At 31.0% G+C, this 24617-nt stretch carries 23 protein-coding genes; 10 read left to right on the top strand and 13 right to left on the bottom strand.

What is annotated here, in order from left to right; genetic code table 11:
- The first annotated feature begins 3 nt into the window (after positions 1–3).
- The 5 genes from ACKTTC_RS15890 to ACKTTC_RS15870 are packed head-to-tail and all read left to right on the top strand — an operon-like array spanning position 4 to position 4630.
- Positions 4–1107: a DUF2891 domain-containing protein gene (locus ACKTTC_RS15890; RefSeq protein WP_408040835.1), complete on the top strand. Its 1104-nt coding sequence runs from the start codon at positions 4–6 to the stop codon at positions 1105–1107.
- Positions 1100–2326, top strand: coding sequence for an Nramp family divalent metal transporter (locus ACKTTC_RS15885; protein WP_408040834.1), 1227 nt, complete (start codon positions 1100–1102; stop codon positions 2324–2326). The genes ACKTTC_RS15890 and ACKTTC_RS15885 overlap by 8 nt, the downstream gene beginning before the upstream one ends.
- The gene (gene pxpA, locus ACKTTC_RS15880) at positions 2316–3044 is read left to right on the top strand and encodes a 5-oxoprolinase subunit PxpA (protein ID WP_408040833.1); all 729 of its coding nucleotides are present in this window, start codon (positions 2316–2318) and stop codon (positions 3042–3044) included. The genes ACKTTC_RS15885 and pxpA overlap by 11 nt, the downstream gene beginning before the upstream one ends.
- Before the next feature lie 4 nt (positions 3045–3048).
- Entirely contained in the window at positions 3049–3780 is a 732-nt protein-coding gene (pxpB, locus tag ACKTTC_RS15875; protein ID WP_408040832.1) for a 5-oxoprolinase subunit PxpB, read from the top strand.
- Complete coding sequence (locus tag ACKTTC_RS15870) at positions 3773–4630, top strand: 5-oxoprolinase subunit C family protein (RefSeq protein ID WP_408040831.1); 858 nt, start codon at positions 3773–3775, stop codon at positions 4628–4630. The genes pxpB and ACKTTC_RS15870 overlap by 8 nt, the downstream gene beginning before the upstream one ends.
- 34 nt (positions 4631–4664) lie before the next feature.
- Here the strand turns inward: ACKTTC_RS15870 and ACKTTC_RS15865 are convergent, their stop codons facing one another.
- The gene (locus tag ACKTTC_RS15865; RefSeq protein WP_408040830.1) at positions 4665–5669 is read right to left on the bottom strand and encodes a redoxin family protein; all 1005 of its coding nucleotides are present in this window, start codon (positions 5667–5669) and stop codon (positions 4665–4667) included.
- 396 nt (positions 5670–6065) lie between these two features.
- Here ACKTTC_RS15865 and ACKTTC_RS15860 point away from each other — a divergent pair, with 396 nt between their 5' ends.
- The 5 genes from ACKTTC_RS15860 to ACKTTC_RS15840 all read left to right on the top strand — a co-directional run bounded on the left by ACKTTC_RS15860 (position 6066) and on the right by ACKTTC_RS15840 (position 13823).
- Positions 6066–6440 (top strand): hypothetical protein, encoded by a 375-nt coding sequence (locus tag ACKTTC_RS15860; protein WP_408040829.1) that lies wholly within the window; start codon positions 6066–6068, stop codon positions 6438–6440.
- Positions 6441–6539: 99 nt separating this feature from the next.
- Complete coding sequence (locus ACKTTC_RS15855; RefSeq protein WP_408040828.1) at positions 6540–6866, top strand: roadblock/LC7 domain-containing protein; 327 nt, start codon at positions 6540–6542, stop codon at positions 6864–6866.
- A gap of 126 nt (positions 6867–6992) precedes the next feature.
- Entirely contained in the window at positions 6993–7229 is a 237-nt protein-coding gene (locus ACKTTC_RS15850) for a hypothetical protein (protein WP_408040827.1), read from the top strand.
- Positions 7230–7558: 329 nt separating this feature from the next.
- Positions 7559–11893 carry a DNA polymerase III subunit alpha gene (gene dnaE / locus ACKTTC_RS15845; protein WP_408040826.1) on the top strand — a complete coding sequence of 1445 codons (4335 nt, stop codon included), beginning with the start codon at positions 7559–7561 and terminating at the stop codon, positions 11891–11893.
- Between the two features lie 13 nt (positions 11894–11906).
- On the top strand, positions 11907–13823 hold the full coding sequence (locus ACKTTC_RS15840; protein WP_408040825.1) for a sensor histidine kinase: 1917 nt from the start codon (positions 11907–11909) through the stop codon (positions 13821–13823).
- Between the two features lie 78 nt (positions 13824–13901).
- On the opposite strand, the gene ACKTTC_RS15835 is transcribed toward ACKTTC_RS15840, so the two are convergent.
- The 12 genes from ACKTTC_RS15835 to ACKTTC_RS15780 all read right to left on the bottom strand — a co-directional run bounded on the left by ACKTTC_RS15835 (position 13902) and on the right by ACKTTC_RS15780 (position 24593).
- A complete protein-coding gene (locus ACKTTC_RS15835; protein ID WP_408040824.1) occupies positions 13902–15500 on the bottom strand; it encodes a hypothetical protein in 1599 nt (532 codons plus the stop codon).
- Between the two features lie 77 nt (positions 15501–15577).
- Positions 15578–16471 carry a gliding motility-associated ABC transporter ATP-binding subunit GldA gene (gene gldA / locus ACKTTC_RS15830; RefSeq protein WP_408040823.1) on the bottom strand — a complete coding sequence of 298 codons (894 nt, stop codon included), beginning with the start codon at positions 16469–16471 and terminating at the stop codon, positions 15578–15580.
- 85 nt (positions 16472–16556) lie between these two features.
- A complete protein-coding gene (locus tag ACKTTC_RS15825) occupies positions 16557–17045 on the bottom strand; it encodes a dihydrofolate reductase (RefSeq protein ID WP_408040822.1) in 489 nt (162 codons plus the stop codon).
- Between the two features lie 29 nt (positions 17046–17074).
- The gene (locus tag ACKTTC_RS15820) at positions 17075–17260 is read right to left on the bottom strand and encodes a hypothetical protein (RefSeq protein WP_408040821.1); all 186 of its coding nucleotides are present in this window, start codon (positions 17258–17260) and stop codon (positions 17075–17077) included.
- A gap of 83 nt (positions 17261–17343) precedes the next feature.
- Positions 17344–18168 carry a thymidylate synthase gene (locus ACKTTC_RS15815; protein WP_408040820.1) on the bottom strand — a complete coding sequence of 275 codons (825 nt, stop codon included), beginning with the start codon at positions 18166–18168 and terminating at the stop codon, positions 17344–17346.
- 71 nt (positions 18169–18239) lie between these two features.
- Complete coding sequence (locus ACKTTC_RS15810; RefSeq protein ID WP_408040819.1) at positions 18240–18383, bottom strand: hypothetical protein; 144 nt, start codon at positions 18381–18383, stop codon at positions 18240–18242.
- 725 nt (positions 18384–19108) lie between these two features.
- Positions 19109–19840 carry a hypothetical protein gene (locus tag ACKTTC_RS15805; protein WP_408040818.1) on the bottom strand — a complete coding sequence of 244 codons (732 nt, stop codon included), beginning with the start codon at positions 19838–19840 and terminating at the stop codon, positions 19109–19111.
- 115 nt (positions 19841–19955) lie between these two features.
- Positions 19956–20315 carry a hypothetical protein gene (locus ACKTTC_RS15800; RefSeq protein ID WP_408040817.1) on the bottom strand — a complete coding sequence of 120 codons (360 nt, stop codon included), beginning with the start codon at positions 20313–20315 and terminating at the stop codon, positions 19956–19958.
- Positions 20316–20337: 22 nt separating this feature from the next.
- Positions 20338–22053, bottom strand: a complete 1716-nt coding sequence (locus ACKTTC_RS15795; protein ID WP_408040816.1) for a nucleoside transporter C-terminal domain-containing protein — start codon at positions 22051–22053, stop codon at positions 20338–20340.
- A gap of 15 nt (positions 22054–22068) precedes the next feature.
- Positions 22069–22677 carry a bifunctional nuclease family protein gene (locus ACKTTC_RS15790; RefSeq protein WP_408040815.1) on the bottom strand — a complete coding sequence of 203 codons (609 nt, stop codon included), beginning with the start codon at positions 22675–22677 and terminating at the stop codon, positions 22069–22071.
- A 150-nt stretch (positions 22678–22827) separates the two neighbouring features.
- The gene (locus ACKTTC_RS15785; RefSeq protein ID WP_408040814.1) at positions 22828–23781 is read right to left on the bottom strand and encodes an electron transfer flavoprotein subunit alpha/FixB family protein; all 954 of its coding nucleotides are present in this window, start codon (positions 23779–23781) and stop codon (positions 22828–22830) included.
- Between the two features lie 71 nt (positions 23782–23852).
- Positions 23853–24593 carry an electron transfer flavoprotein subunit beta/FixA family protein gene (locus ACKTTC_RS15780; RefSeq protein WP_408040813.1) on the bottom strand — a complete coding sequence of 247 codons (741 nt, stop codon included), beginning with the start codon at positions 24591–24593 and terminating at the stop codon, positions 23853–23855.
- Positions 24594–24617: the final 24 nt, after the last annotated feature.

Raw genomic sequence — 24617 nt, 5'->3', positions numbered from 1 at the left:
TAAATGAAACCCTTTATTTTCGTAAGTATCGTAGCATTGCTGTTTGCTTGTAAACCTGAAGAAAGAAAAACTGAAAAAGTAGAAATACCTGTTGTAGAAATTGAGCAACTCAATTTGAAGCAAGCTAATAAATTAGCAACGCTCCCAGTACATTGTATTAATATTGAATATCCGAATAAATTAAACCAAACAATTGGAAGTAATGCAGATTTACAATCGCCTAAAGAATTGCATCCAACTTTTTACGGATGTTTCGATTGGCATTCTTCTGTGCACGGACATTGGAGTTTGGTTTCTTTATTAAAACAGTTTCCTGAGTTAGATGATTCAGAAACAATTAAAACACAATTATTACAGAATATTTCTAAAGAAAATATAGAAAAAGAAGTAGCTTACTTTCATGGAAAGTATAATAAAAGTTACGAAAGAACCTACGGTTGGGCATGGTTGTTAAAATTAGCAGAAGAGTTACACACATGGAACGATACTACAGCTAAGGAACTAAAGCAAAATTTACAACCGTTAACAGATTTAATAGTACAAAAGTATTTAGAATTCCTTCCAAAGTTAAGATATCCAATTAGAGTAGGAGAACATACAAACACAGCGTTTGGTTTAACCTTTGCATGGGATTATGCAAATACCGTTGGAAATACTGAATTAAAATCATTAATAGAAAAAAGAGCAAAAGATTTCTATTTAAAAGATGAAGATTGCCCAATTACATGGGAACCTAGTGGTTTTGATTTTTTATCACCTTGTTTGCAAGAAGCAGCTATTATGAAACGTGTACTACCTAAAGAAGAATTTGCGGTTTGGCTAGGAAATTTTCTTCCAGAATTGAAGAACTCAAATTTTAAATTACCTGTAGGAGAAGTTTCAGATAGAACAGATGGAAAACTAGTGCATTTAGATGGCGTAAACTTTTCTAGAGCTTGGGCGTTGTATACGATTATCGATGAACTTCCAGAATATAATCATTTAAAAAATGTAGCGAATACACATATTAACTACTCTTTGCCAAATTTGGTAGGAGATAGTTATGAAGGAGGACATTGGTTAGGAAGTTTTGCAATTTATGCATTAAATACAGCGAAACATGATTAAGAAATGGTTTAAAAATATTGGTCCAGGAACGCTTGTTGCAGCAGCATTTATTGGTCCAGGAACAGTAACATTATGTACATTAGCTGGAGTAAATTTCGGTTTTAGCTTGTTATGGGCAATGGTTATTTCTATTGCAGCAACAATAGTTTTACAAGAAATGGCTGCACGTTTAGGTATAATTTCTCAAAAAGGACTATCAGAAGTCATACGAGAAGAAATACAAAATCCATATATCAAACAATTTTTAATCATACTCATATTAATAGCAATTGTTATAGGAAATTCTTTATATGAAGCAGGAAATATTAGTGGAGGTGTGTTAGGAATAGAAACTGTTGTAGGAAAAAAAGTGATTGCATTTGGAAGTATATCTATTAACTTAATTAGTATACTTATTGGAGGTATAGCTTTTGTGTTGCTATATGTAGGAAATTATAAGTTTTTAGAGAAGATATTAGTAAGTATGGTATTACTTATGAGTATTTCATTTCTAGTGACAGCGATACTTACAAAACCGAACTTAGTAAATGTGTTTAAAGGAATGTTTATCCCGCAATTACCAGAGAACGGATTGTTAACTGTTATTGGATTAATAGGAACAACAGTAGTACCGTATAATTTGTTTTTGCATGCATCATTAGTAAAAGAAAAGTGGAAAAATGCATCTGATTTACCATTAGCAAGAAAAGATACTATGATTTCTATTGTACTAGGAGGAGTTGTTTCATTTGCCATTATTATTGCTGCAGCTGCAATTCCTTCAACACAAATACAAAACGTTTCCGATTTAGCAGTTGGATTAGAACCTTTATACGGAACAGCTTCTAAATATCTACTAGCAATCGGGTTGTTTGCAGCAGGAATTACTTCAGCAATTACAGCACCATTAGCTGCGGCTTATGTAGTAAAAGGTAGTTTAGGTTGGGATGTAAGTTTAAAAAACAGAAAATTTAGAATGGTTTGGGCAAGTATTTTAATCTTAGGAATTTTATTTTCTTCTCTAGGAGTAAAGCCGATTCAAATTATAAAAATAGCTCAAATTGCAAACGGATTATTGTTACCATTAATAGCAGGAATCTTAGTATGGGTAATGAATAGTAAAAAAATCTTAGGAAACTATACCAATACAAAAACACAAAACTTTATTGGATTGTGCATTTTAGCGTTTAGTATTTTCTTAGGATTAAAAAGTATTTTAAAAGTGATTAATGTTTTCTAAAAAGAATATAAATATCAATTGCGATGTAGGGGAAGGTTTAGGTAATGAACATTTACTAATGCCTTATATTTCTTCATGTAATATTGCTTGTGGAGGACATGCGGGTAGTTTAGAAATTATAGATAAGGTAATTAGTTTAGCAAAAGAAAATGAGGTTTTAGTTGGTGCGCATCCTTCATATCCAGATCGAGAGAGTTTTGGAAGGAAAATTATGAACATTTCCCTCTCTGAATTGCAAACTAGTATTGAAGAACAAATAACCTTACTAGAAGAAAGAGCAATAAAGCAAGATATACAATTGTATCATATAAAACCACATGGAGCTTTATATAATATAGTGGCTAAAAATGAAAAGCTAGCATCTATTGTTTTAGATGCAATAGAAAACACAATAAAGAATGTTTATATATATGCACCTTATAATTCCGTAATAGCTAACGCAGCTTTAGAAAGAGGAATAAAAGTGAAATACGAAGCTTTTATAGATAGAAATTATAATGATGATTTGTCTTTAGTTTCAAGAAACCAACCAAATGCTATTGTAACAGATAAAAAGGAAGCATTAGCACATCTTTTAAAAATGATTAATGAAGAAAAAATCATAACAATTAATAAAAAAGAAAGAGGAATAAAAGCAACAACATTTTGTGTGCATGGTGATCATGAAAATGCAGTGGAACTATTGCAATATTTAAATCAAGAATTAAAGCTAATCTAATGGAATGAAGAACGAGTTAATATTCAAACCATATGGAGTAAAGGCAATTCTTATAGAGTGGAGTCCTATTATTGATAAATCAATTATAAAAGACATCACTAATTTTAAAAATACTATTTTAAAGAAAGAAGAAGAAGTAATACAAGACTTTATAATAGGGTATAATTCTCTATTAGTTAATTATGTTGAAGAAGTAACTGATTTTGCTTCTAAAATTAAAAGACTGAAAGAATTATATAAACAAGAAAATACATTCTCAACTGAAACTAATTATCGTTGGGAAATTCCTGTATGTTACGATTTAGATTATGGGATCGATTTAGAAGCGGTAGCTCAAATAAAAGGACTTACTCCAGAAGTCATTATTCAATCACATACAGAAGCTATTTATACAGTTTATTTTATTGGTTTTTTACCAGGCTTTTTATATTTAGGAGGCTTACAATCACAATTGCATATTGATAGAAAAGCTATTCCGAATTTAAAAGTTCCTAAAGGAGCAGTAGCACTTGGAGGAGTACAAACTGGAATTTATCCTCAAGAAAGTGCAGGAGGATGGCATATTATTGGAAATACACCTATATCATTTTTTGATGTGACTCAAGAGAATCCTTGTTTTGTAAAATCAGGAGATGAAGTTTGTTTCAAATCAATTAATAAAGAAACATATCTTACGATTGAAGCAGCAATAGCAAAAGGAAGTTATCAGCTTATTAAAACAGAAATCGATGATTAAAGTAATTAAACCAGGAATTTATACAACAATACAAGATTTAGGAAGATTTGGGTTTAGTCATATAGGAGTTCCTGTATCTGGTGCTATGGATACTAATGCTTTTAAATTAGCCAATGCTATTTTACAAAATGAAGAAAATGCAGCAGTAATAGAAATTACTTTTGGAAATTGCGAGTTCGAGTTTTCTAAAAGCACATACATATGTATAACTGGAGCTGATTTTTCAGCAACTCTTAACGGTATAACGGTATCATTAAATAGTAAAATTTATACAGAAAAAGGAAGTACTTTAACTTTTGGAAAAAGAATATTTGGTGCAAGAACTTATCTAGCTATTTCTGGAGGAATAGAAATAGCTACAGTATTAAAAAGTAAAAGTTTTTATAAAGGAATTACAAAACAAACACACATTAAAAAAGGAGATACATTGCCTATAAAAAGTAATGTAAAAAGAAAAACAATATCAAATGCAAAGGTTAAGTTTGATTATAGCTTGTACGATAAAACAGATATAGAGTGTTTTCAAGGACCAGAGTTTTCTTTATTGTCTATTAAGCAACAACAAGAATTACTAACAAAGATCTTTACAATTTCATCAAATAACAGTAGGATGGGGTATATTCTCAACGAACCACTTATAAATAATATTCCATCTATGTTGTCTTCAGGAGTACTGCCTGGAACTGTTCAATTAACACCTTCTGGAAAGTTAATTATTTTAATGAGAGATTGCCAAGTAACGGGAGGATATCCTAGAGTATTGCAATTAACAGACGAAGTAATAAATATAATTGCACAAAAAGTTACTGGAGAAGAGGTGCGATTTAAAATAAAAATGCCACTCTGCTAAAAGAGTGGCGTTTTAAATATTATTTTTAAATCTCTTAGATATTTAAAGATTTAAATAATTCTACTAATTTAGGATCAGATGGTCTAGGAGCATCAGAGCTAACAATATTCCCTTCTGGATCTAATAAAATGAAACGAGGAATAGTGCTAATTTTATAAGCATCAGTAAATGCCTTATCTTCATTAGCATATAATTGTAAACCACCTAAGTTTTTCTCTTCGATCATATCTGTCCACGTAAAATAATCGTTTTTAGAATCTACAGAAATACTTACAAACTGAATATTCTTATCATGGAACTCTTTTTCAACTTTTTGTAAAAAAGGAATTTCGTATTTACATGGAGGACACCAAGTTGCCCAAACATCAATATATACATACTTACCTTTTAAATCATCTAAAGAAACAGTTTCTCTATCTGGCTTTTCATAATCAACAAATTTAGGAGAAGGCATTCCCTTAGCTAATTTTGTTTTCATGTATAACTTATCAGCATGCATTTGAGAAAGCTGACTTTCTAATCCTTTAATACTTTTCTTTTGTGAAGAAACAAAAGCAGTATCTAAAGCTTTATTTTCTAACCTCGATTTAAAAGTATCTGTATAAGCAGTAAGTTTAGTATTAAATTCTTCCTGTGGAAGATCTAATAATGCTTCTAAATCCTTAGTAAGCTCTTGTTGGTTTATAACAGACTTTATAATAAAGTTACTTTCAGCAGCTCCTTTTCCTGAAAATATGATAGTTTCATCAAAGTTTTTAGCGTCTAAATTCATAATGATTTCATCACCATTACGGAAATATACAGTAGCGTACTCAGTTCCGTCAAAAACAGAAAAGAAACCGTCATCAACTTTTAAAGTATCTTTAAAAACCCCATTTTCATCTACAGCTATTACTTTCTTATATCCTTTTTGAGGATTGGCAACAACAATAGAATCTGAATTTTTATTTTCAATTTTTCCAGAGAAATTTACAAAGTCGTTCTTTTTACATGATGTTATAATAGAGGCGAACATCAGTGTATAAATTAATTTTTTCATCCTTGTTAAATAAGTTTATGTAAGACAAAGCCAAATTACTAAAATATATGAGAATATGTAGAGGTAAATTTAGAATACTCTAGAGAATGCAGAAAAACGAAAAATATTAGAATATTTTTTATTGAAAACTCCATAAAAAGAAACAGGTATTTTCCCCCTAAATGCTTAAAATAAAGCACTTTTTACTTGCAGAAATCGTTTTTTTTGATATATTTGATTTATCGATAAAATTAAAAAATAAGAAGCATGAACCTTGTTTTTTAATTTCAGCTTGGATCCTTGTTGGTAAACCATAAACTATTCTTTAACTAAAGAATAGCTAAGTAATTTATGCTGTTTTTTAAGATAGTAGAAAATTACAAATACCCCGATTTTTAAACTTTAAAAAAACTACCAATGCAAGAAACGTTAACAGATTTAGTAAACAATGTAAAGGATAACATTCCAGGATACATTGCAATTAGTGTTTCAGAAATGGCTTCAGGAGAAGCGTTAATTTCAGACTCAAATGACTCAGATTTCGATCCAGCATTAGCTTCAGCGTACAATGTTGAAATAATTAATGCGAAAAGAAAAGCAATTAATGCACTAGAATTGGATGAAGAGTTAAGAGATATCCAATTTAATTTGAATTCACACTTACACCTTATCAATTTATCTCCAAGCGGAGAATACTTTATTTATTTGGCATTAGATTCAGGTAAAGCAAATATTGCACTTACCAGAACCCTATTAAACAAATACAAAGTAGAGTTGAATAAGCAGTTATAGATTTTTATATACTAAAAAGATAGTGGTTTAAAAGAAAAGCAATAAAAAACAAAGTTTACTATTGTTAATATAAATCGCACATCTTAGCATCATTATAGTATGGGAAAAATCAATACTTCAGAATTTTTAAAGCTAACCAAAGCTGATGGTGTTATTATATTGAACGAAAAGGGAGAACTATTAGAGGAAGCTGGCATAAGCAATAAAGATAATATAGGTGCAATGCTAGCAGTAATTCATCAAATGGTTAACGATTTTACTCAAGAAGCCAATATAGGAGGACTACATCAGCTTGTTGTTAAAGCAGAAAAAGGATTATTTATGTTTGGAAAGATGGATGATATAATCATTGGGATACACTCACAAGACATTTCAAAAACAGGACTCATAACTGCTTCCATGAATAAGCTTATAAATTCTACGTGATCTAATTCAAAAATGAATATCGTTGTATATGAATACAAAATGTATATCATAATGTAATCATGAACTATACTCGTATTGTTCATTAATATTTAGTTATTTTTTAATAAAGATAATTACTCCCCAATCATGGTTATCATAGATCAACTAAATATAGATTCAGGATTAAAAAAAATACTGAAATCTAGATTAGAACAATTTGAAGCAGCTAAAAATATGAATGTTATAATCAATCATTCAATGAATGAAGAAGTTGTAACTTCTAATGAAGAATTTACAGAAACGGCTTCAGATAATATAAGAAGGAAACTAAACGATTTTTTCAATAAATTCTTCTTTTCAGAATACGAAGAAGAACTGGTGTAAAGTTTATAAAAGTACTCTTATAGAATAGAGTTTTCTATAACAATATTGAGTGCATCGAAGTACATCAAAAAATAACTTTCGAAAAAATAAAAAGAAAATAAGAATGCCTTCATATTTTCAGATAAGAATTAATTTCTTTCGAAATATTTGAATTAGAACAACCAATTATGAAACTCATAATTGGTTGTTTTTGTTATACAGCATAGTTACTTTTAATATTGAAAAGCACAGTTTTTAGCTTGTTGAAAAGTCTACAGTAAGTACAATGGTTAAAACTCAAGAAAATCGTAACTTTACTGATTCAAAATCACAACAATTTTTTTAGCTGAATGTATTTAATATTCGATACCGAAACCACTGGATTACCAAAGAGTTGGAATGCTCCTATTACAGATACAGACAACTGGCCTAGAGCAATTCAAATAGCGTGGCAGTTGCACGATGAAATGGGGAATTTAGTAGAGCACAACGATTTCTTAATCCAACCAGAAGGATTTAATATTCCTTTTGATGCAGAAAGAATACATGGAATATCTACAGATTTAGCAAAAGAACAAGGAATTACCTTAAGTGAAAGTTTAGAACTTTTTAATGAAGCGCTAAAGAAAACAAAATTTGTCGTAGGACAAAATGTTGGGTTCGATGTAAATATCATGGGATGTGAATTCCACCGATTAGGAGTAGAAAATAATTTAACAGAACTTCCTGTATTAGATACTTGTACCGAAGCTACAGCTTCTATGTGTAAAATTCCTGGAGGTAGAGGAGGAAAATTCAAATTACCAACACTTACAGAATTACACGAACATTTATTTGGAGTAGGTTTTAATGAAGCGCATAATGCAACAGCCGATGTGGAAGCAACAACACGTTGTTTCTTAGAGTTATTACGTTTAAAACATTACCCAACAGAAGAATTAGATGTAGCAGACGATTACTACGCTAAGTATTCTGAAAAAAATCCAATGCCAATAAAACTCATTGGATTAAAGCACTTAAACCTAAAGGCAGAAAGTGATAAAATTCGACAACGAATTGCAAAAACTTCTGGTGATGCTACTGCAAAATCAACAGCAGAAGGATTAGCAGAATTAGCAGATGTACAGTTTGCTCATTTACATAATCACTCACAATTCTCCATATTACAATCTACCATTCAAATTAACGGATTGGTAAAAGCGGCAGCAAAAGATAATATGAGTGCTGTAGCGTTAACCGATACGGGGAATATGATGGCTGCTTTCCATTTTACATCAGCAGTAGCAAATCATAACAAATCAGCAGAAACTCCACTAAAACCCATAGTAGGTTGTGAGTTTTTCATCTGTGAAAATCATGCTGATAAATCAAGAAAAGATAATGGGTATCAAGTAGTCCTGTTAGCCAAGAATAAAAAAGGATATCACAACTTGGCTAAAATGTCTTCTAAAGCCTTTGTAGATGGATTTTATTACGTGCCGCGTATTGACAAAGAAATAGTTAAGCAGTATAAAGAAGATGTTATTGTTTTAACAGGAAACCTATATGGAGAGGTTCCTAACAAAATCCTAAATATTGGTGAAAAACAAGCAGAGGAAGCTTTGTTGTGGTGGAAAGAAGAGTTTGGAGATGACTTGTATATTGAGTTAATGCGTCATGGCCAAGAAGATGAAGATGCTGTAAATAGAACATTGTTAGAATTTTCTAAAAAGCACAATGTAAAAATTGTTGCCACTAACAATACATTTTACTTAGGAAAAGAAGAAGCCAATGCACACGATATTTTATTGTGTGTAAAAGATGGAGAAAAACAAGCTACACCTAAAGGAAGAGGTAGAGGATATCGTTATGGTTTGCCAAACGAAGAATATTACTTCAAATCATCTGAAGAGATGAAAAAATTGTTTGCAGATATTCCAGAAGCCATTAGTAATATTCAGGAAATTGTAGACAAAGTAGAAGGATTTACCTTAGCTAGAGATGTATTATTACCAGCCTTTGAAATAGGCGAAGAATTTCAAGATCCACAAGATGAAGTAGACGGAGGTAAACGAGGAGAAAATAATTATTTACGTCATATTACATACGAAGGAGCGAAGAAGAGATATGGAGAATTAACGGATGAAATAACAGAACGTTTAGATTTTGAGTTAGATGTAATTGCAAAAACAGGATATCCAGGTTACTTCTTAATTGTAGAAGACTTTATTCGAGCCGCTAGAAAAATGGACGTTTCTGTAGGACCCGGTCGTGGTTCGGCAGCAGGTTCTGTAGTAGCCTATTGTTTATGGATTACAAATATAGATCCAATTAAGTACGATTTACTTTTTGAGCGTTTCTTAAATCCTGAACGTGTATCCATGCCCGATATTGATATCGACTTTGATGATGAAGGAAGAGGTCGTGTAATGGACTATGTAATCGAAAAATATGGAGCGAATCAGGTAGCACAAATTATCACCTATGGTACAATGGCTGCAAAATCTTCGCTTAGAGATACAGCCAGAGTACTAGATTTACCATTATTTGAAGCAGATAGAATTGCGAAATTAGTTCCAGGAATTAAGCTAAAAAATATTTTTGGGGACGATGATAAAAGTCGAGGAAAAGTAGCAGGCTTACGTTCAGAAGAAAAGGAAAATGTAGAAGAATTACGTTCTATTGCACAAGGAAGTGGATTAGAAGCCAACACTATTAATCAAGCAGTAGTTTTAGAAGGATCTGTTCGTAACACAGGAATACATGCCTGTGGAGTAATTATTACTCCAGATGATATTACGAATTTCGTTCCAGTATCGGTAGCGAAAGATTCTGATATGTATGTTACCCAGTTTGATAACTCGGTAGTAGAAAGTGCAGGATTACTTAAAATGGATTTCTTGGGGTTAAAAACACTAACCCTGATTAAAGATACAGTTAAGATTGTAAAAGCTCGTCATAATGTCGATTTAGATCCTGAAAACTTCCCAATTGATGACGAAGAAACGTATGCATTGTTCCAAAGAGGAGAAACAGTCGGGATATTCCAATATGAATCTCCTGGGATGCAGAAATACATGCGTGAGTTAAAGCCAACAGTTTTTGCCGATTTAATTGCAATGAACGCATTATATCGTCCAGGACCACTAGAATACATCCCTTCCTTTATTCGAAGAAAGCACGGAGAAGAAGAAATTACTTATGATTTACCTGCACTAGAAGAGTACTTAGCAGAAACGTACGGAATTACTGTATATCAGGAGCAAGTAATGCTACTATCGCAAAAACTAGCAGATTTTACCAAAGGTGAGGCCGATGTACTTCGTAAAGCAATGGGTAAAAAACAAATTGCGGTACTAGAAAAAATGAAGCCAAAATTTGTTGAGCAAGCAAAAGCAAATGGACATGCAGAAGACAAGTTAGAAAAAATATGGAAAGACTGGGAAGCATTTGCATCCTATGCATTTAACAAATCGCACTCTACATGTTATGCTTGGGTTGCTTACCAAACGGCTTATTTAAAAGCACATTACCCAGCAGAATACATGGCAGCTGTACTTTCGAATAACATGAACGATATTAAATCGGTTACGTTTTTCATGGAAGAGTGTAAGCGAATGGGATTAGAAGTATTAGGACCAGATGTAAATGAATCGTATTCTAAATTCTCTGTAAATAAAGAAGGAGCTGTTCGTTTTGGAATGGCTGCAATTAAAGGAGTTGGTGGTTCAGCAGTAAAAGCAATTATTGAAGAACGTCAAGAAAACGGACCATATACTTCTATTTTTGATATGGCAAAACGTGTAGATTTACGTGTTGCTAATAAGAAAGCTTTTGAAGGATTAGTATTAGCAGGTGGTTTCGATTCTTTTTCAGAAACACATAGAGCTCAATATTATGTAAAAGATGAAAAAGAGCAAACGTTTTTAGAAAAAGCCCTTCGTTTTGGAAATAAATATCAAGAAAATTTAAATTCATCACAAGTTTCATTGTTTGGAGAAGCTAGTGAAGTAGATCTACCAGAACCAGAGATTCCGCAATGTGATACTTGGGGAACAATGGAGTTATTAGCAAAAGAGAAGGAGATGGTAGGAATGTATATTTCTGCACATCCATTAGATGATTTTAAAAATGAATTAAAATTCTGTAATGCTTCTGTAAGTCATTTTAAAGATATTAAGAAGTATGAAGGATTAAACCTTGCTTTTGCAGGAATTGTAACCAATGTAGAACATCGAATTTCAAAAGCAGGAAAAGGTTGGGCTTCTTTTACTATAGAAGATTATATGGATAGCTTTGAGTTTAGAATTTTTGGAGAAGAATACTTAAAGTTCAAGCATTTCTTAGTGCCAAATTCATTTTTATATGTAAAAACAGTTATTAAGCCAGGTTGGGTTAACAGAGAAGGTGTAAAAGGAGATCCTAGAGTTGGTTTTGTAGAGTTTTTACTGCTGCATGACATCATGGAGAAAATGTGTAAGAAAATTACTATTAAAATGGCTTTGAAAGATGTAAAAGAAGAACGAATAAAAGACTTGCAACACTTGTTTGTTACCAATTCAGGTTCGCATAGTCTACGATTTGTTATTTATGATGTAGAAGAAAAGTTAGAGTTAGACGTACCAAGTAGAACTACAAAAGTGAAAATATCTAATGAATTTTTAGCTGAATTAGACAAAGAGCATATTAACTATAAGTTGAATTAAGGACTTTATATTCATGCGAATTTTATTGCTATGGTTTTTCCTGTGCTTACAAGTTTTGTTTGCACAGGAAGTAAATGAAAAAGGAAAAAGAGAAACTATAAAAGGGCTTGAAGCTTATTATAGAAAAGATACTATTGTTTTACGTAAAGCAAATAAAAAACTAATTAAGCTTTATAAAAACCAGAGAGATTCTACATTGTTAGCGCAATACTATCAGTATAAAGCTAAGTATCATGAAGTGTTTTATACGCAAGATAGTGCATATTATTACTATTCTTTATCAAAAGAACTTTCGAAATCACTTAAAGATTCTTTAGAAGTAGGGAAATGCCTATTGCATATGGGAAATCTACAAAGAGAGGTTAAAGATTATCTAGGAAGCGAATTAAGTTCTTTAGAAGCACTAGAGTATCTAGTACCTTTGAGTTCTTATGAATATATAGAAAAAGCATACATCAATTTAGGTTTAGCGAGTTTAGAATTGAATGAGTCAGAAAAACCATATCAATATTTTAAAGAAGCGAGATTTTATAATAGTATGGTAAGTCATGGGAAACCATATTTTATATATAACTGTATTGGTTTGTATTTTCAAAAAAATAGTTTAGACAAAACTGCAGTTGATTTTTTTAGTTTGGGTATTGAAGGACTTTTTAGTGAAAATTATAAAGATAAAAACTCAAAACAAAGGTTTAATTGGCAATTAGGAATGTATGATGTTTCTGTTAAAGATTCAGAGCAATATGCAATTTTGTTAAATAATTTAGCCAGAAGTAATTTTAAATTAGGCAGGTTAGAGAAAGTTTTAGAGCAACTCTATGAAGTTGAAAGAATTCATGCAGCGAATAATAATTTATTTCAGTTATCAAAAAATCAGATTAATATAGCTGAGTACTTTATTTACTTTGAAGATTTTCCAAGTGCCAAGGTCTATGCTAAAAAAGCTCTCAAATATGCAATAGTATCACATAATAACAAATACTGGTTAGAAGCTTTAAAAATTCTATCAAAATTAACAGCGGGAAGAGAATCGCATATGTATTTAAAAGAATACACAACTTTAAACGATAGTTTGATAAAGAAAGAGCGTGAACTAACAAATCAATTTGCAAAAATAAAATTTGATAATACAAAAAAGGAGAGAGAAAACTTTATTTTAAAAAGAGAAAATGAAAATAGAAAAGTTGAAATAATTAAACAAAAACAGCGAAACTTAGTTATTGCCTTATTGGGAGTAATTAGTTTTTCAGGATTGTTAATTAGTATATTGTTTTTTCGTTTTAATAAGAAAAGACTTTTGTTAGAACGTGCCTTAGATAGTAAAAAAAGTAAAGAACAAGAACGTTCTAGAATCTCAAAAGAATTACATGACGGAGTGTTAGGGAAACTTTTTGGAATCCGGTTAGGTTTAGGTTTTTTAGATATACAATCAAACCAAAAAGAAAAAGAGAAGTATTCGGAATATTTAAATGAACTTCAAGAAATAGAAAAAGAAATTCGTGAAGTATCTCATAAATTAACAATAGATGTTGAAGGAGGTTACTTCCCTGAGTTAATAGAAAACCTAATAGAAAGTAAAAGTAAAGTAGGTAGCTTTAATTATTCCATAGTAATTGATTCTGAAATAAATTGGAGTATAATAACTAATGAGATTAAAATTAATATTCATAGAGTTATTCATGAGTTGTTGAATAACATTATTAAGCATGCTAAAGCTGACTTTGTTGAAATTAAAATAGACCAGAAAAACGAGTGGTTAATAATCTCTTTAGCAGATAATGGTATTGGTTTTAATGAAGAAAAAGTAATCGATGGTATTGGAATTAAAAATATTAAATCAAGAATAACTGCTCTTAATGGGAGTATTGAAATTCAATCGTACAAAGGAGTGAAAGTAATTATTGAAATTCCTATTAAAGAAACTACATAAAACTATGTAAGTGAAGAAACAAAACCACCTCTTTAAAAACTGAAGAGGTGGTTTTATATTTTAAAACTATTGATATTGTTATTCCGATAAATTATAGGTAACTCCTATAAAGAAGGCTCCTTTGTAAACATCGTTATATCGTATTTCCAAATCTTGAGTATTTGAAAAATCTAATTGATTGGTCATTTCATTAAGAGTTAAATTACCACGATCTAATCGTTGTACACTAGTTAAAGAATATCCAAAAGAAAGTGCTAATCTATTTTTTTCTGTAAACAAAACAGATCCCCCAAAGTAAAAGCCTAAAGTACCATTAGTATCTACACTTAATCCTGAAGAAATAGCAGGTTGAAAGCCGTTCCATAGATTTGGATAGGCATGAATCATACCTCCTAAAGCATGCGTGATTTTATTGGTGTTAGAGGGTTTTACTCCAACAATTCCCGTACTGTCTTTTCTGTAAGTATAATTATCATTTCCAATAAAACTTAGCAAATACCCTGTGCTAAAATTAACTTTCCATTTACATTTAGTTTTTAGTTTTATAGATTCAAATTCGTATACTACTTTACCCTTTGTATTTGTTAACTTAGGAGTTAAGGTTACTTCATCATCATTAAGTTGAAAAGCATCTGTGTAAACGTCAAAAGTTTCATTTTCAATTTTATTATACAAACTAGCTCCTGTTATAGCTTTTTCTTTTATTAATGATTGTGTTTCTGGTTTCGCAATTGAATCTCGTATTTTATTAGCAAAAGCCATTTCTTTTTCAAATAATTTCTCTCTATTAATTGCTACAGTAGCTTTTGTAATCTTAAAAGTAGTTTTTTTATCGCTGTCTTTTAACTCACCTTCTAAATTAAAAGTATCTTTTTCTAATGTTTTATTAAGAATATTATAGTTTACTTTCATTTGACTATAGCTATCTAATAAAGTTTCAATTGTAGCTGTAACCTCTTTTAAATCCTCTGTAGCTGAATCTTCAAATACAGCATCGTACAATTCTTTAGATGTTGCTTGTAAATTATCTTTATTCCTAATAAATATTGAATCTTTTAATTGTGAGTTTAGTTGTTTTTCAAGTGATAAATAATTATTGACTTTTTGAAGATAGTAAGTAAATATTTGCTGACTTTCTTTAAATTCTTTTTTAGAAGCTAAAAGCGTTTGTACTTCTTTTAATAATTTGTTGAGTTTTTCGATTTCTTTATCTTTTTCTGCTATTTTATTCTTCCATTTTAGCATATCTCTCCTAGATTTTCGCTCTTGCGCATTTTTTAAAGATTTTTCTAGCAATGATCTTTCACCGTATAACTCATAAATATTCTCTTGTATATATTGGGAGTTCTTAAAAAAAGAAGTAGAGTCTAAACTTTCAAGGTCAGGAGTACTATCATCACCACGATCATCAGCTGCTTGAGATTCTTGATCACTTTCATTTTTAAAAATTGAAGGAATTTCAAAAGTTTGGGTTTCGCCTTTTCCATTAATATTACCAGTTAGTTTAAATACATTTACATTAGTAATTTTAAATTTTACGGTACTCCCAATTTCAAGCCTTTTTTTGGGATATATATTTTTCCCAAACGGATCTATCGTAATAATAACATCTTCTTTTGTTTGAGAACAAAGAACTGTAGTTGTAAAAATGAGTAGTAAAAATAAATGTCTTTTCATGACAATAGCTTTAGTGATTAGTTATTGTCAAAATTAGATGGTAAAGCCTATGGTTTTTATACCTAGGTATAGGTATATTATTGAGTTAGCTCTCTAAATAAGCTTTCTAGATTTTTGTTTTCTGAATTTAATTCTAAGATTTTTAAACCATACTCTTGCGCAAAATCAAAGAGTTTAGGGCGCATGTCTTCTTCAGATTCAAAAGTGAGTGTCCAAGAATTATCGAAGTTGTTTTTAATTTCTGAAATATTAGCTAATCGCTGTAAAAACTGCTCTTCGATTTTATAATCAAATCCTACTTTTATAACTTGTTGATTGCTTTCTTTTAAATCCGTTAATTTTTTATCAATAACAATTTCACCGTTATTAATAATAATAACACGATCGCAAACAGCCTCTACTTCTTGCATAATATGTGTAGAGAATAGAACAGTTTTATCTTTTCCTAATTCTTTAATTAATGCTCTTATTTCAACTAATTGGTTTGGATCTAATCCGGTAGTGGGTTCATCTAAAATTAATACATCAGGGTTATGTAAAATAGCAGCAGCTAAACCAACACGTTGTCTGTATCCTTTAGATAATTGTCCTATTTTTTTATGTGCTTCTTTATCTAGTCCAACTTTGCTAATTGTTTCCTGAATTGTATCTGTAGCGATAGCATGGATTTCAGCATGAAAACGTAAGTATTCTTTTACGTACATATCTAAATACAAAGGGTTGTGCTCTGGTAAATAACCAATGTCTTTTCGAGTTGTTATGCTATCAGTAAGTACATCAATATCATTTACAAAAACAGTACCTTCTGTAGGTTGAATATATCCGGTAAGAATTTTCATGGTAGTAGATTTACCAGCACCATTAGGGCCTAAAAAGCCAACAATTTCCCCTTTCTTAGCAGTGAAAGAAATATTGTTAACTGCTTTTTGCTCTCCGTATACTTTAGTAATTGATGTAAGTTGAATCGACATTAGAAAGTTGTCATTTCCGTGTAAAGGAAATCTTTTTTAAATTAATAGTTAAATTAAAGTTTTTGACTTTGAAGAAATAATAGAATTATTTCTTCACATAAGAAACGAAGCTATAGTCGTGTTTATTTTTTTCGTCTGCTTTAAAATCTTCTCTAGCGATCTCTTTCCAAATAGAAGTATCTATTTTAGGGAAAAATACATCGGCATTAAATGTAGAATGAACAATAGTGATATCTAGCTTTTGAACTAAGTCTTTTTCTAAGGCTTGCTTATATATTTGTGCTCCTCCAATTATAAAGATTTCCTGATCATCTTTAGCCAGTGCAATAGCTTCTTCTATACTATTTGCTACTAAGCAACCATCCTTAAAATAATCATTATTTCTCGTAATGATTATTGTAGTTCTATTAGGCAATGGTTTACCAATACTTTCAAAAGTATTTCTGCCCATTAAAATATGATGACCTGTAGTGACTTTTTTAAAACGTTTTAAGTCCGCAGGTAAATGCCATATTAGATCGTTGTTTTTTCCTAGTTCGTTATGCTTGCCTATAGCAGCGATAATTGTAATCATATAAAATTATAAGCTAATAAAGAAATGAATTACATATTCTTTACCCATTCTTTAATATAGCCTGTTAAATCTCTTTTATCGGTAACATCATCATTAATAGAATTTGCATGGATATTAGAAATAATAGTTTTAATAGCTATTAAAACATTTTCATCTTCTATTTCTGCTACAATGTCATATATGTCTTCTTTAATAGTATCTATTTCTGCAATCATTATGTTTTAATTGTTGTTGTTACTAATTTAACTAGTTTTTTTTCAATGGAAAGTCAAAATTTGATAAAAGAACGTTAAATAAATTAAACAGCTACAACGCCTTTAATATGTGGGTGAGGATTGTAGTTTATAAGTTCAAAATCATCAAAAGTAAAATCTTCAATGTTTTTTATATCTGGATTAATTTTCATTGTTGGTAATGGTCTTGGATCTCTAGATAATTGAAGTTCTAATTGTTCTAAATGATTGTTGTAAATATGTGCATCGCCAAATGTATGAATGAATTCTCCAGCTTCGTAACCACAAACTTGTGCAACCATCATTGTAAATAATGCATAGCTAGCAATGTTAAAAGGCACTCCTAGAAAAATGTCTGCACTTCTTTGATATAATTGACATGAAAGTTTACCGTCTGCAACATAAAATTGGAAAAATGCATGACAAGGAGGTAAAGCAGCTTTACCATTAGCTACATTTTCTGAAAAAGATTTAGAAGTGTCTGGTAATACACTTGGATTCCAAGCAGAGACTAACATGCGTCTACTGTTTGGGTTGGTTTTTAATGTTTCAATAACATCTTTTAATTGATCTATTTCATCACTATTCCAATTTCTCCATTGGTGACCATAAACAGGACCTAAATCGCCATTTTCATCAGCCCATTCGTTCCATATTCTTACACCATTTTCTTGTAAGTATTTAACATTTGTATCTCCTTTAATAAACCATAAAAGCTCATAAATAATCGATTTTAAATGTAGTTTTTTAGTGGTAACCATAGGAAAGCCTTCGCTTAAATCGAAACGCATTTGATATCCAAAAACACTTTTTGTACCCGTTCCTGTTCGATCTCCTTTTTCATTACCGTTTGCTAAAACATGTTTTACTAAATCTAAATACTGTTGCATGCTATCCCTCTTTATTTTCTGTAAAAATAAAAAAGCATCAACATAAAAAGTTGATGCTTTTGAAATTGTTTTCAGCAAGTTATTAACGGTATGCTATGCCCACATACATCTTCCATGACCAAGACAATAGCCGTAGTCGCAAAACTCATTTCCATTAGCGATTCTAATACAACACATTCTGTTTCCTTTGCAGTAAGGTCTACTAATGGCTCCATTAATTTCGCTTAATTCTTTTTTCGATAAGACTTTTAATCCGTTAAGGCTTTTTAAATTTTTCATAATAAGTGAAATTGATTTTAAATAGTTGTAAAAAGCAATTCATGAATTTTACAACGAGGTGGTTAATTAAAATAGATTTAAAAAATTTTGACTTAATATAACAGACAGCTATAATAAGAACAACGTCCAGGCTCGCAATATTCTTTATTGCCTACAGTAAAACAGCATGTATAAGGACCTTTGCAATAGTAAGAACTAATTGCTCCTTTAATTTCTTGTAGCTGCTTTTTATTGAGTACCTGAAAGCCATTCAAATTTTTTAAATTTTTCATGATATTTGGGTTGATTAATAATAAGCCATAAATTTTTGAAAACTTTATAACTTATAGGAGATTAATAAAAATTGTTGGGAGTAAGTATGGTTGTTTTTAGAAGAATTGACAACCGTATCTTGTACAATGCCCAGGTTCGCAATACTCTGTACCATTGATAACAAAACAGCATCTGTTACCACCTTTACAGTAAACTCTTATTGAACCTTTAATTTGTTGTAATTGTTTTTTGTTGAGCACCTGAATGCCCTCTAAGTTTTTTAGATTTTTCATAATATATTTGGTTTTTCGAGGTATATAAATGTATTAAAAAAAATGTAAAAAAAGACTGTTGGTTTTAAGTTAAATGGTTTTTAATTAGAGTTTTATAGTGTTTTTTTAATAAATGTTTAATTTTTAAAACCATAAGTGAATAAATTTCTTGCACCTTTCATTCCACATTTTTGATATGCATGATATGCTTTAGCTGCACTCTCTTTAATAATACTTGCAGGTTTATTTTCAGACCAATTATTTATAGCAGCTTCTAAAGTATATGCTTCTGGAGCCATTAAATTAGTTGTCCATAAAATCGGGTTAGCATTGGCTTTTTTAATTTCATCAGAAAAATAATCTTGGCTAAAACAAGCTAGAACAATAATATCTTTTTTAGAGAGGTTTGAAGTCTTTTGATAGGAAATGTCAACATTAAAATCCATAAGGCCATCATGACCTATATATGCAAGTAAATTGGCTTTACCGCCTATATTAATTTGTTTGTTTTGAAAAGTTATAGCTTCAGAATTTTGATGATTACTGGCTCTTAGAAAATCTTCTGTACATTTTTTAATGTATTGTCCATCATAAGCATCAGCTACAAGAAAAATATCTTTTTTTGCATGTTTAAATAGTACTCGTTCAATAATAACATTGTTTCTTGTAGGAATAACTCCTTTAAAAACCCAATCTTTAGATTTACGCTTAAAATAAGATTTTACTCCGTAAATGGCTCCCCAATAAAGATTATTCTTAGGGTCTTTTCCATTACCTAATTTTGTTGGCACAGGAACAATTCCTTGAAATTGGTTATCACAAAGAGCTACAAAAACATGAATTGTCTTAGTTTGACAAGTTGTTTTCATAGCTAGAAAAAGAAAAAAGAAGTATATAAATTCCTTTCGCATAAACCATTTTTTAATTCTAATAATAAGAACGTTTATAATGATTTAAAATTACGTGGAATAATAAATTGAAGTTTTATGAAAAGAAGAAAAGTGTAATAACGCCTATTACTGTAGCAAGTGTTCCCATATAAAATATTAGGTTGGGAGTAATGTGAATTACATCTAAATCTTCTTCACGAATATTAGCTTTTAGCTTTTTAGCAATTAATATCCCTATGGTAGCATCAAATACTCCAATAAGGAAACTACCAACTAAAGCAATGGTGAAATTGCTATATCTTTCTAAATATAATGTTGTTAAACCATAAAGGATAAAAGACCCCAAGGCAAACCAAACATATTCGAAATGTAGCTTCCTAGATAGTATAGAACCCAATGCGTCATAAATCATAATGATAGTGCATCCAATTAAAATTATGACGATTGATTCCAAAATAACTCTTTTTTAAGTTGTTTTACCCTATAATCATTCCAGCAATAGTTGCAGACATTAAAGATGCAATTGTACCACCTATAAGTGCCTTCATACCAAATTCTGATAATGTTTTACGTTGCCCTGGAGCTAACGATCCAATTCCTCCGATTTGAATTCCGATAGATGCAAAATTTGCAAAACCACATAACATATATGTAGCCATAATTATAGATTTATTGTAGGTAAGGTGCGTAGCACTTGCAACATTTTTTAACTCTGCTAATTGTATATAACCAACAAATTCACTAGCGGCTAATTTAATACCAAGTAATTGTCCCATTAAGGCTGTGTCTTCACTAGCAACACCAATTAACCACATTAAAGGAGCAAAAATATATCCTAAAATAAATTCAAGAGAAAAGGTTTCGTATGATGTATTACCTGCAATCCATTCGTTTAATCCAGTTATGCCTCCTACAAGAAATAAACCATAATTTAACATAGCAATAAAAGCGATAAATACTAATAACATTGCAGCTACATTCATTGCTAAATTTAAACCTTCTGTAGTTCCGTTTGCTATTGCATCTAAAATGTTAGAACCTATTTTTTCTGAAGAAACTTTTACATCTGTATTAACTTCTTCCGTTTGTGGATATAAAATTTTAGAAATAATAATAGCTCCTGGAGCAGCCATTACAGAAGCAGCTAATAAGTGCTTTGCATACAATAAACGTAAAGCTTCATCGTCTCCTCCTAAGAAACCAATATAAGCAGCTAGTACAGCTCCTGCTACCGTAGCCATTCCTCCAATCATAACAAGTAAGATCTCAGAACGGTTCATTTTTTCTAAATAAGCTTTAATTAATAAAGGAGCTTCTGTTTGCCCTAAGAAAATATTTCCTGCTACCGATAAACTTTCAGCACCTGATATTTTTAATACTTTAGAAAGTAACCAAGCTAATCCTTTTACGATCCATTGAATAACCCCAAGATAAAATAGTAAGGAAGTTAATGCAGAGAAGAAAATAATAGTTGGTAATACTTGAAAAGCGAAAATAAACCCAAAAGAGCTCATGTCTGATACTAAACCACTAAATAAGAATTCACTACCTGCTCTTGTAAAATCAAGTACTTTTACAAAAATAGCTCCTACAAATTCAAACCCTTTTTGAACAAAAGGTATTTTTAAAACTCCTATTGCAATTATTAACTGAAAAGATAATCCTAAACCTACAGTTTTCCAATCGATCGCTTTACGGTTAGAGCTAAATAAAAAGGCAATGACTAATAAAACAATCATTCCTAAAGCACCTCTCCATAAACTTGTAAACGAAAAACCTTGGCTAGGTATAATTTCTTTAGTTTGTTCAACTTCAGCAGTTATAGTTTCTTCTATAACTGGAGTATTTTTTTGTGAAAAACTATACAAAACATCTCCTTCAGAAATGGTTAAGTTTTTGTCAGAAATAGTTACAATGTTATAATATCTAACAGTATCTTTAGGTTGTTTGTAATTAAAAATTAAAAGATTGTTCTGTAGAATATAATTTCCAGAAGCGGTTAAGCTATCTTTATTTGTTAAGAAGTAAGAAAACTCTCCATTATTAAGGTTAAAATAATCACCGTTATTAATTTCTACAAGTTGTTCTTTATTACTGTTTTGAATGGAAGAAAAGTTCCAATTTCGTTCAACACTTTGTGCAGATAATAGTACTGTAACAAATAATAGTACTAGTGAAAAGATTTTTTTCATGTTGTTACGCAAGTTTTAAGAGCGTTTGCTTATTTCGTCTCTAATTTTAGCTGCCAATTCATAATCTTCATTATGTACAGCATCATTTAATTGTTTTTCTAAATCTTTTAAAGAGAGTGTAGAGAAGTCACTACTGTCAATTACATCAGTATCAGGAATCAATTCTATTTTTTCCATGTCAGCATCGTCTTCAATTTCTAAACTTTCTTCAGTTTTTAAATAGATTCCTGCTTTATCTAGAATGTTTTCGTAAGTGAAAATAGGTGTTTGAAAGCGAACAGCTAAAGCAATTGCATCTGAAGTTCTGGCGTCTAAAGTCTCTTCTACACCATCTCTTTCGCATATTAGGCTAGAAAAGAAAACACCATCTACTAATTTATGAATAATAATTTGCTTAAGTTCGATTTGAAATCGCTCAGCAAATGTTTTGAATAAGTCGTGGGTTAGTGGTCTCGGTGGGCGAATTTCTTTCTCTAAAGCGATAGCTATAGATTGTGCTTCGAATGCACCGATAATAATTGGTAATGTACGAGTTCCTTCCATTTCGCTCAAAACCAAAGCGTAAGCACCACTTTGAGTTTGGCTGTATGAAATTCCTTTTATAGTTAATCTTACTAAGCTCATGTATCTATCTTCCTACAAAAAAAAGCCGCCTTTTATAGACTGCTTTAGGGTGCCACAATTTAATAAAAATATAAGAATAGGAAGTGTTTTTATAACAAAAAAACCTCAAAAGTATATAACTTTTGAGGTTTGTAAATATATTTAACTTTATTAAGCTTGTTTAAAAGCTTTTAATTTCTCAATTAATTGAGGAACAACTTCAAAAGCGTCTCCAACAATTCCGTAATCTGCAGCTTTAAAGAATGGTGCTTCTGGGTCGTTGTTGATAACTACTTTTACTTTTGAAGCATTCACTCCAGCTAAGTGCTGAATTGCTCCAGAAATACCTATAGCAATATATAAGTTAGAAGCAACAGGCTTTCCTGTTTGTCCAACGTGTTCGCTGTGTGGTCTCCATCCTAAATCAGAAACTGGTTTAGAACAAGCTGTAGCAGCACCTAAAATATCTGCTAACTCTTCTACCATTCCCCAGTTTTCAGGACCTTTTAAACCACGTCCAGCAGAAACTACTACATCAGCATCAGCAATAGTAACTTTACCAGTAGCTCTATCTATAGAAACAGAAGATACTCCTAATTCTGGTAATGAAGCATCAAAGCTTTCTGTTGTTCCAGATACAGGGTTTTCGTGTGCACCATATGAGTTTTTAGCTACACCTACTACTTTTTTAGCTGTAGTAATTTCAGTGTTATTAAATCCTTTATTAGAAAAAGCTTTACGTTTTACTGTAAAAGGATCTGTACTGCTTGGTAAAGCTACAACATTAGAAGCGTATCCTGCTTCTAAACCAACCGCTACTAATGGTCCTACTGTTAATCCATCTACACTAGAATCGATAACTACAACATCTGCTCCTTGAGCTTCGCTAGCTTGTGTAATGATGGCAGCATAAGCTTTTGCATTAAATGAAGCTAAATCATTTTTAACTTCTACAACTTTTTCTGCACCATAAGCATATAATTCAGATGCATCTCCACCATTTATAGTTAAAGCAACAACAGAAGTTCCTAACTGTTCTGCTACTTTTTTTCCGTATGAAACAACTTCAAAAGCTGTTTTTTTAAATTTTCCTTCCGATGAATCGGCAAAAACTAATACAGACATATTCTTAATTTTTTTAGAATTTTAGTGGATGTCTACATAAGAGAGCATCCACTAAAAAGTTGATTTTAAATTTAAATTGCTTTTGCTTCGTTGTGTAATAAGTTGATTAAATCATCAACGTTATCTACTAATTTAACATCTCCTTTTGGAGCTGGTTTTTCAAATGTCTTAGTAGTAGTAGCTGCACTTGTACCAGTAGGTTCAACTACATTTAAAGGCTTCTTACGAGCCATCATAATTCCTCTCATGTTTGGAATACGTAAATCTTTCTCTTCTACGATTCCTTTTTGCCCTGCAACAACCATTGGTAATGTAGAAGCTACTTTTTCTTCTCCACCATCTATTTCTCTTTCTAAAGTAACATTGTTTCCTTCAACCTCAATACCTACACATCCATTCACAAAGTTAAAGTCTAATAAAGAAGCTAACATACCTGGTACCATTTGACCATTATAATCTGCAGACTCTTTTCCAGCTAAAACTAAATCATAACCTCCATTTTTAACTACTTCAGCTAACTCTTTAGCAACTAAAAAACCATCAGTTGGCTCAACGTTTACACGAATTGCATCGTCTGCACCAATAGCTAATGCTTTACGTAATGTAGGTTCAGTTGCAGCACCTCCTACATTAACAACAGTAACAGAAGCTCCTTGCTTTTCTTTGAACCACATAGCACGGGTTAAACTAAATTCGTCATATGGATTAATTACAAACTGAACACCGTTAGTATCAAACTTAGTGTCATTGTCAGTGAAATTAATTTTTGAAGTGGTATCTGGCACATGGCTGATACAAACTAATATTTTCATATATATCGTTGTTTTTTTAGAACA

This window comes from Tenacibaculum amylolyticum (assembly GCF_964511145.1).
GTDB classification, from domain to species: domain Bacteria; phylum Bacteroidota; class Bacteroidia; order Flavobacteriales; family Flavobacteriaceae; genus Polaribacter; species Polaribacter amylolyticum.
This window is presented reverse-complemented; position numbering and strand designations above follow the sequence as displayed.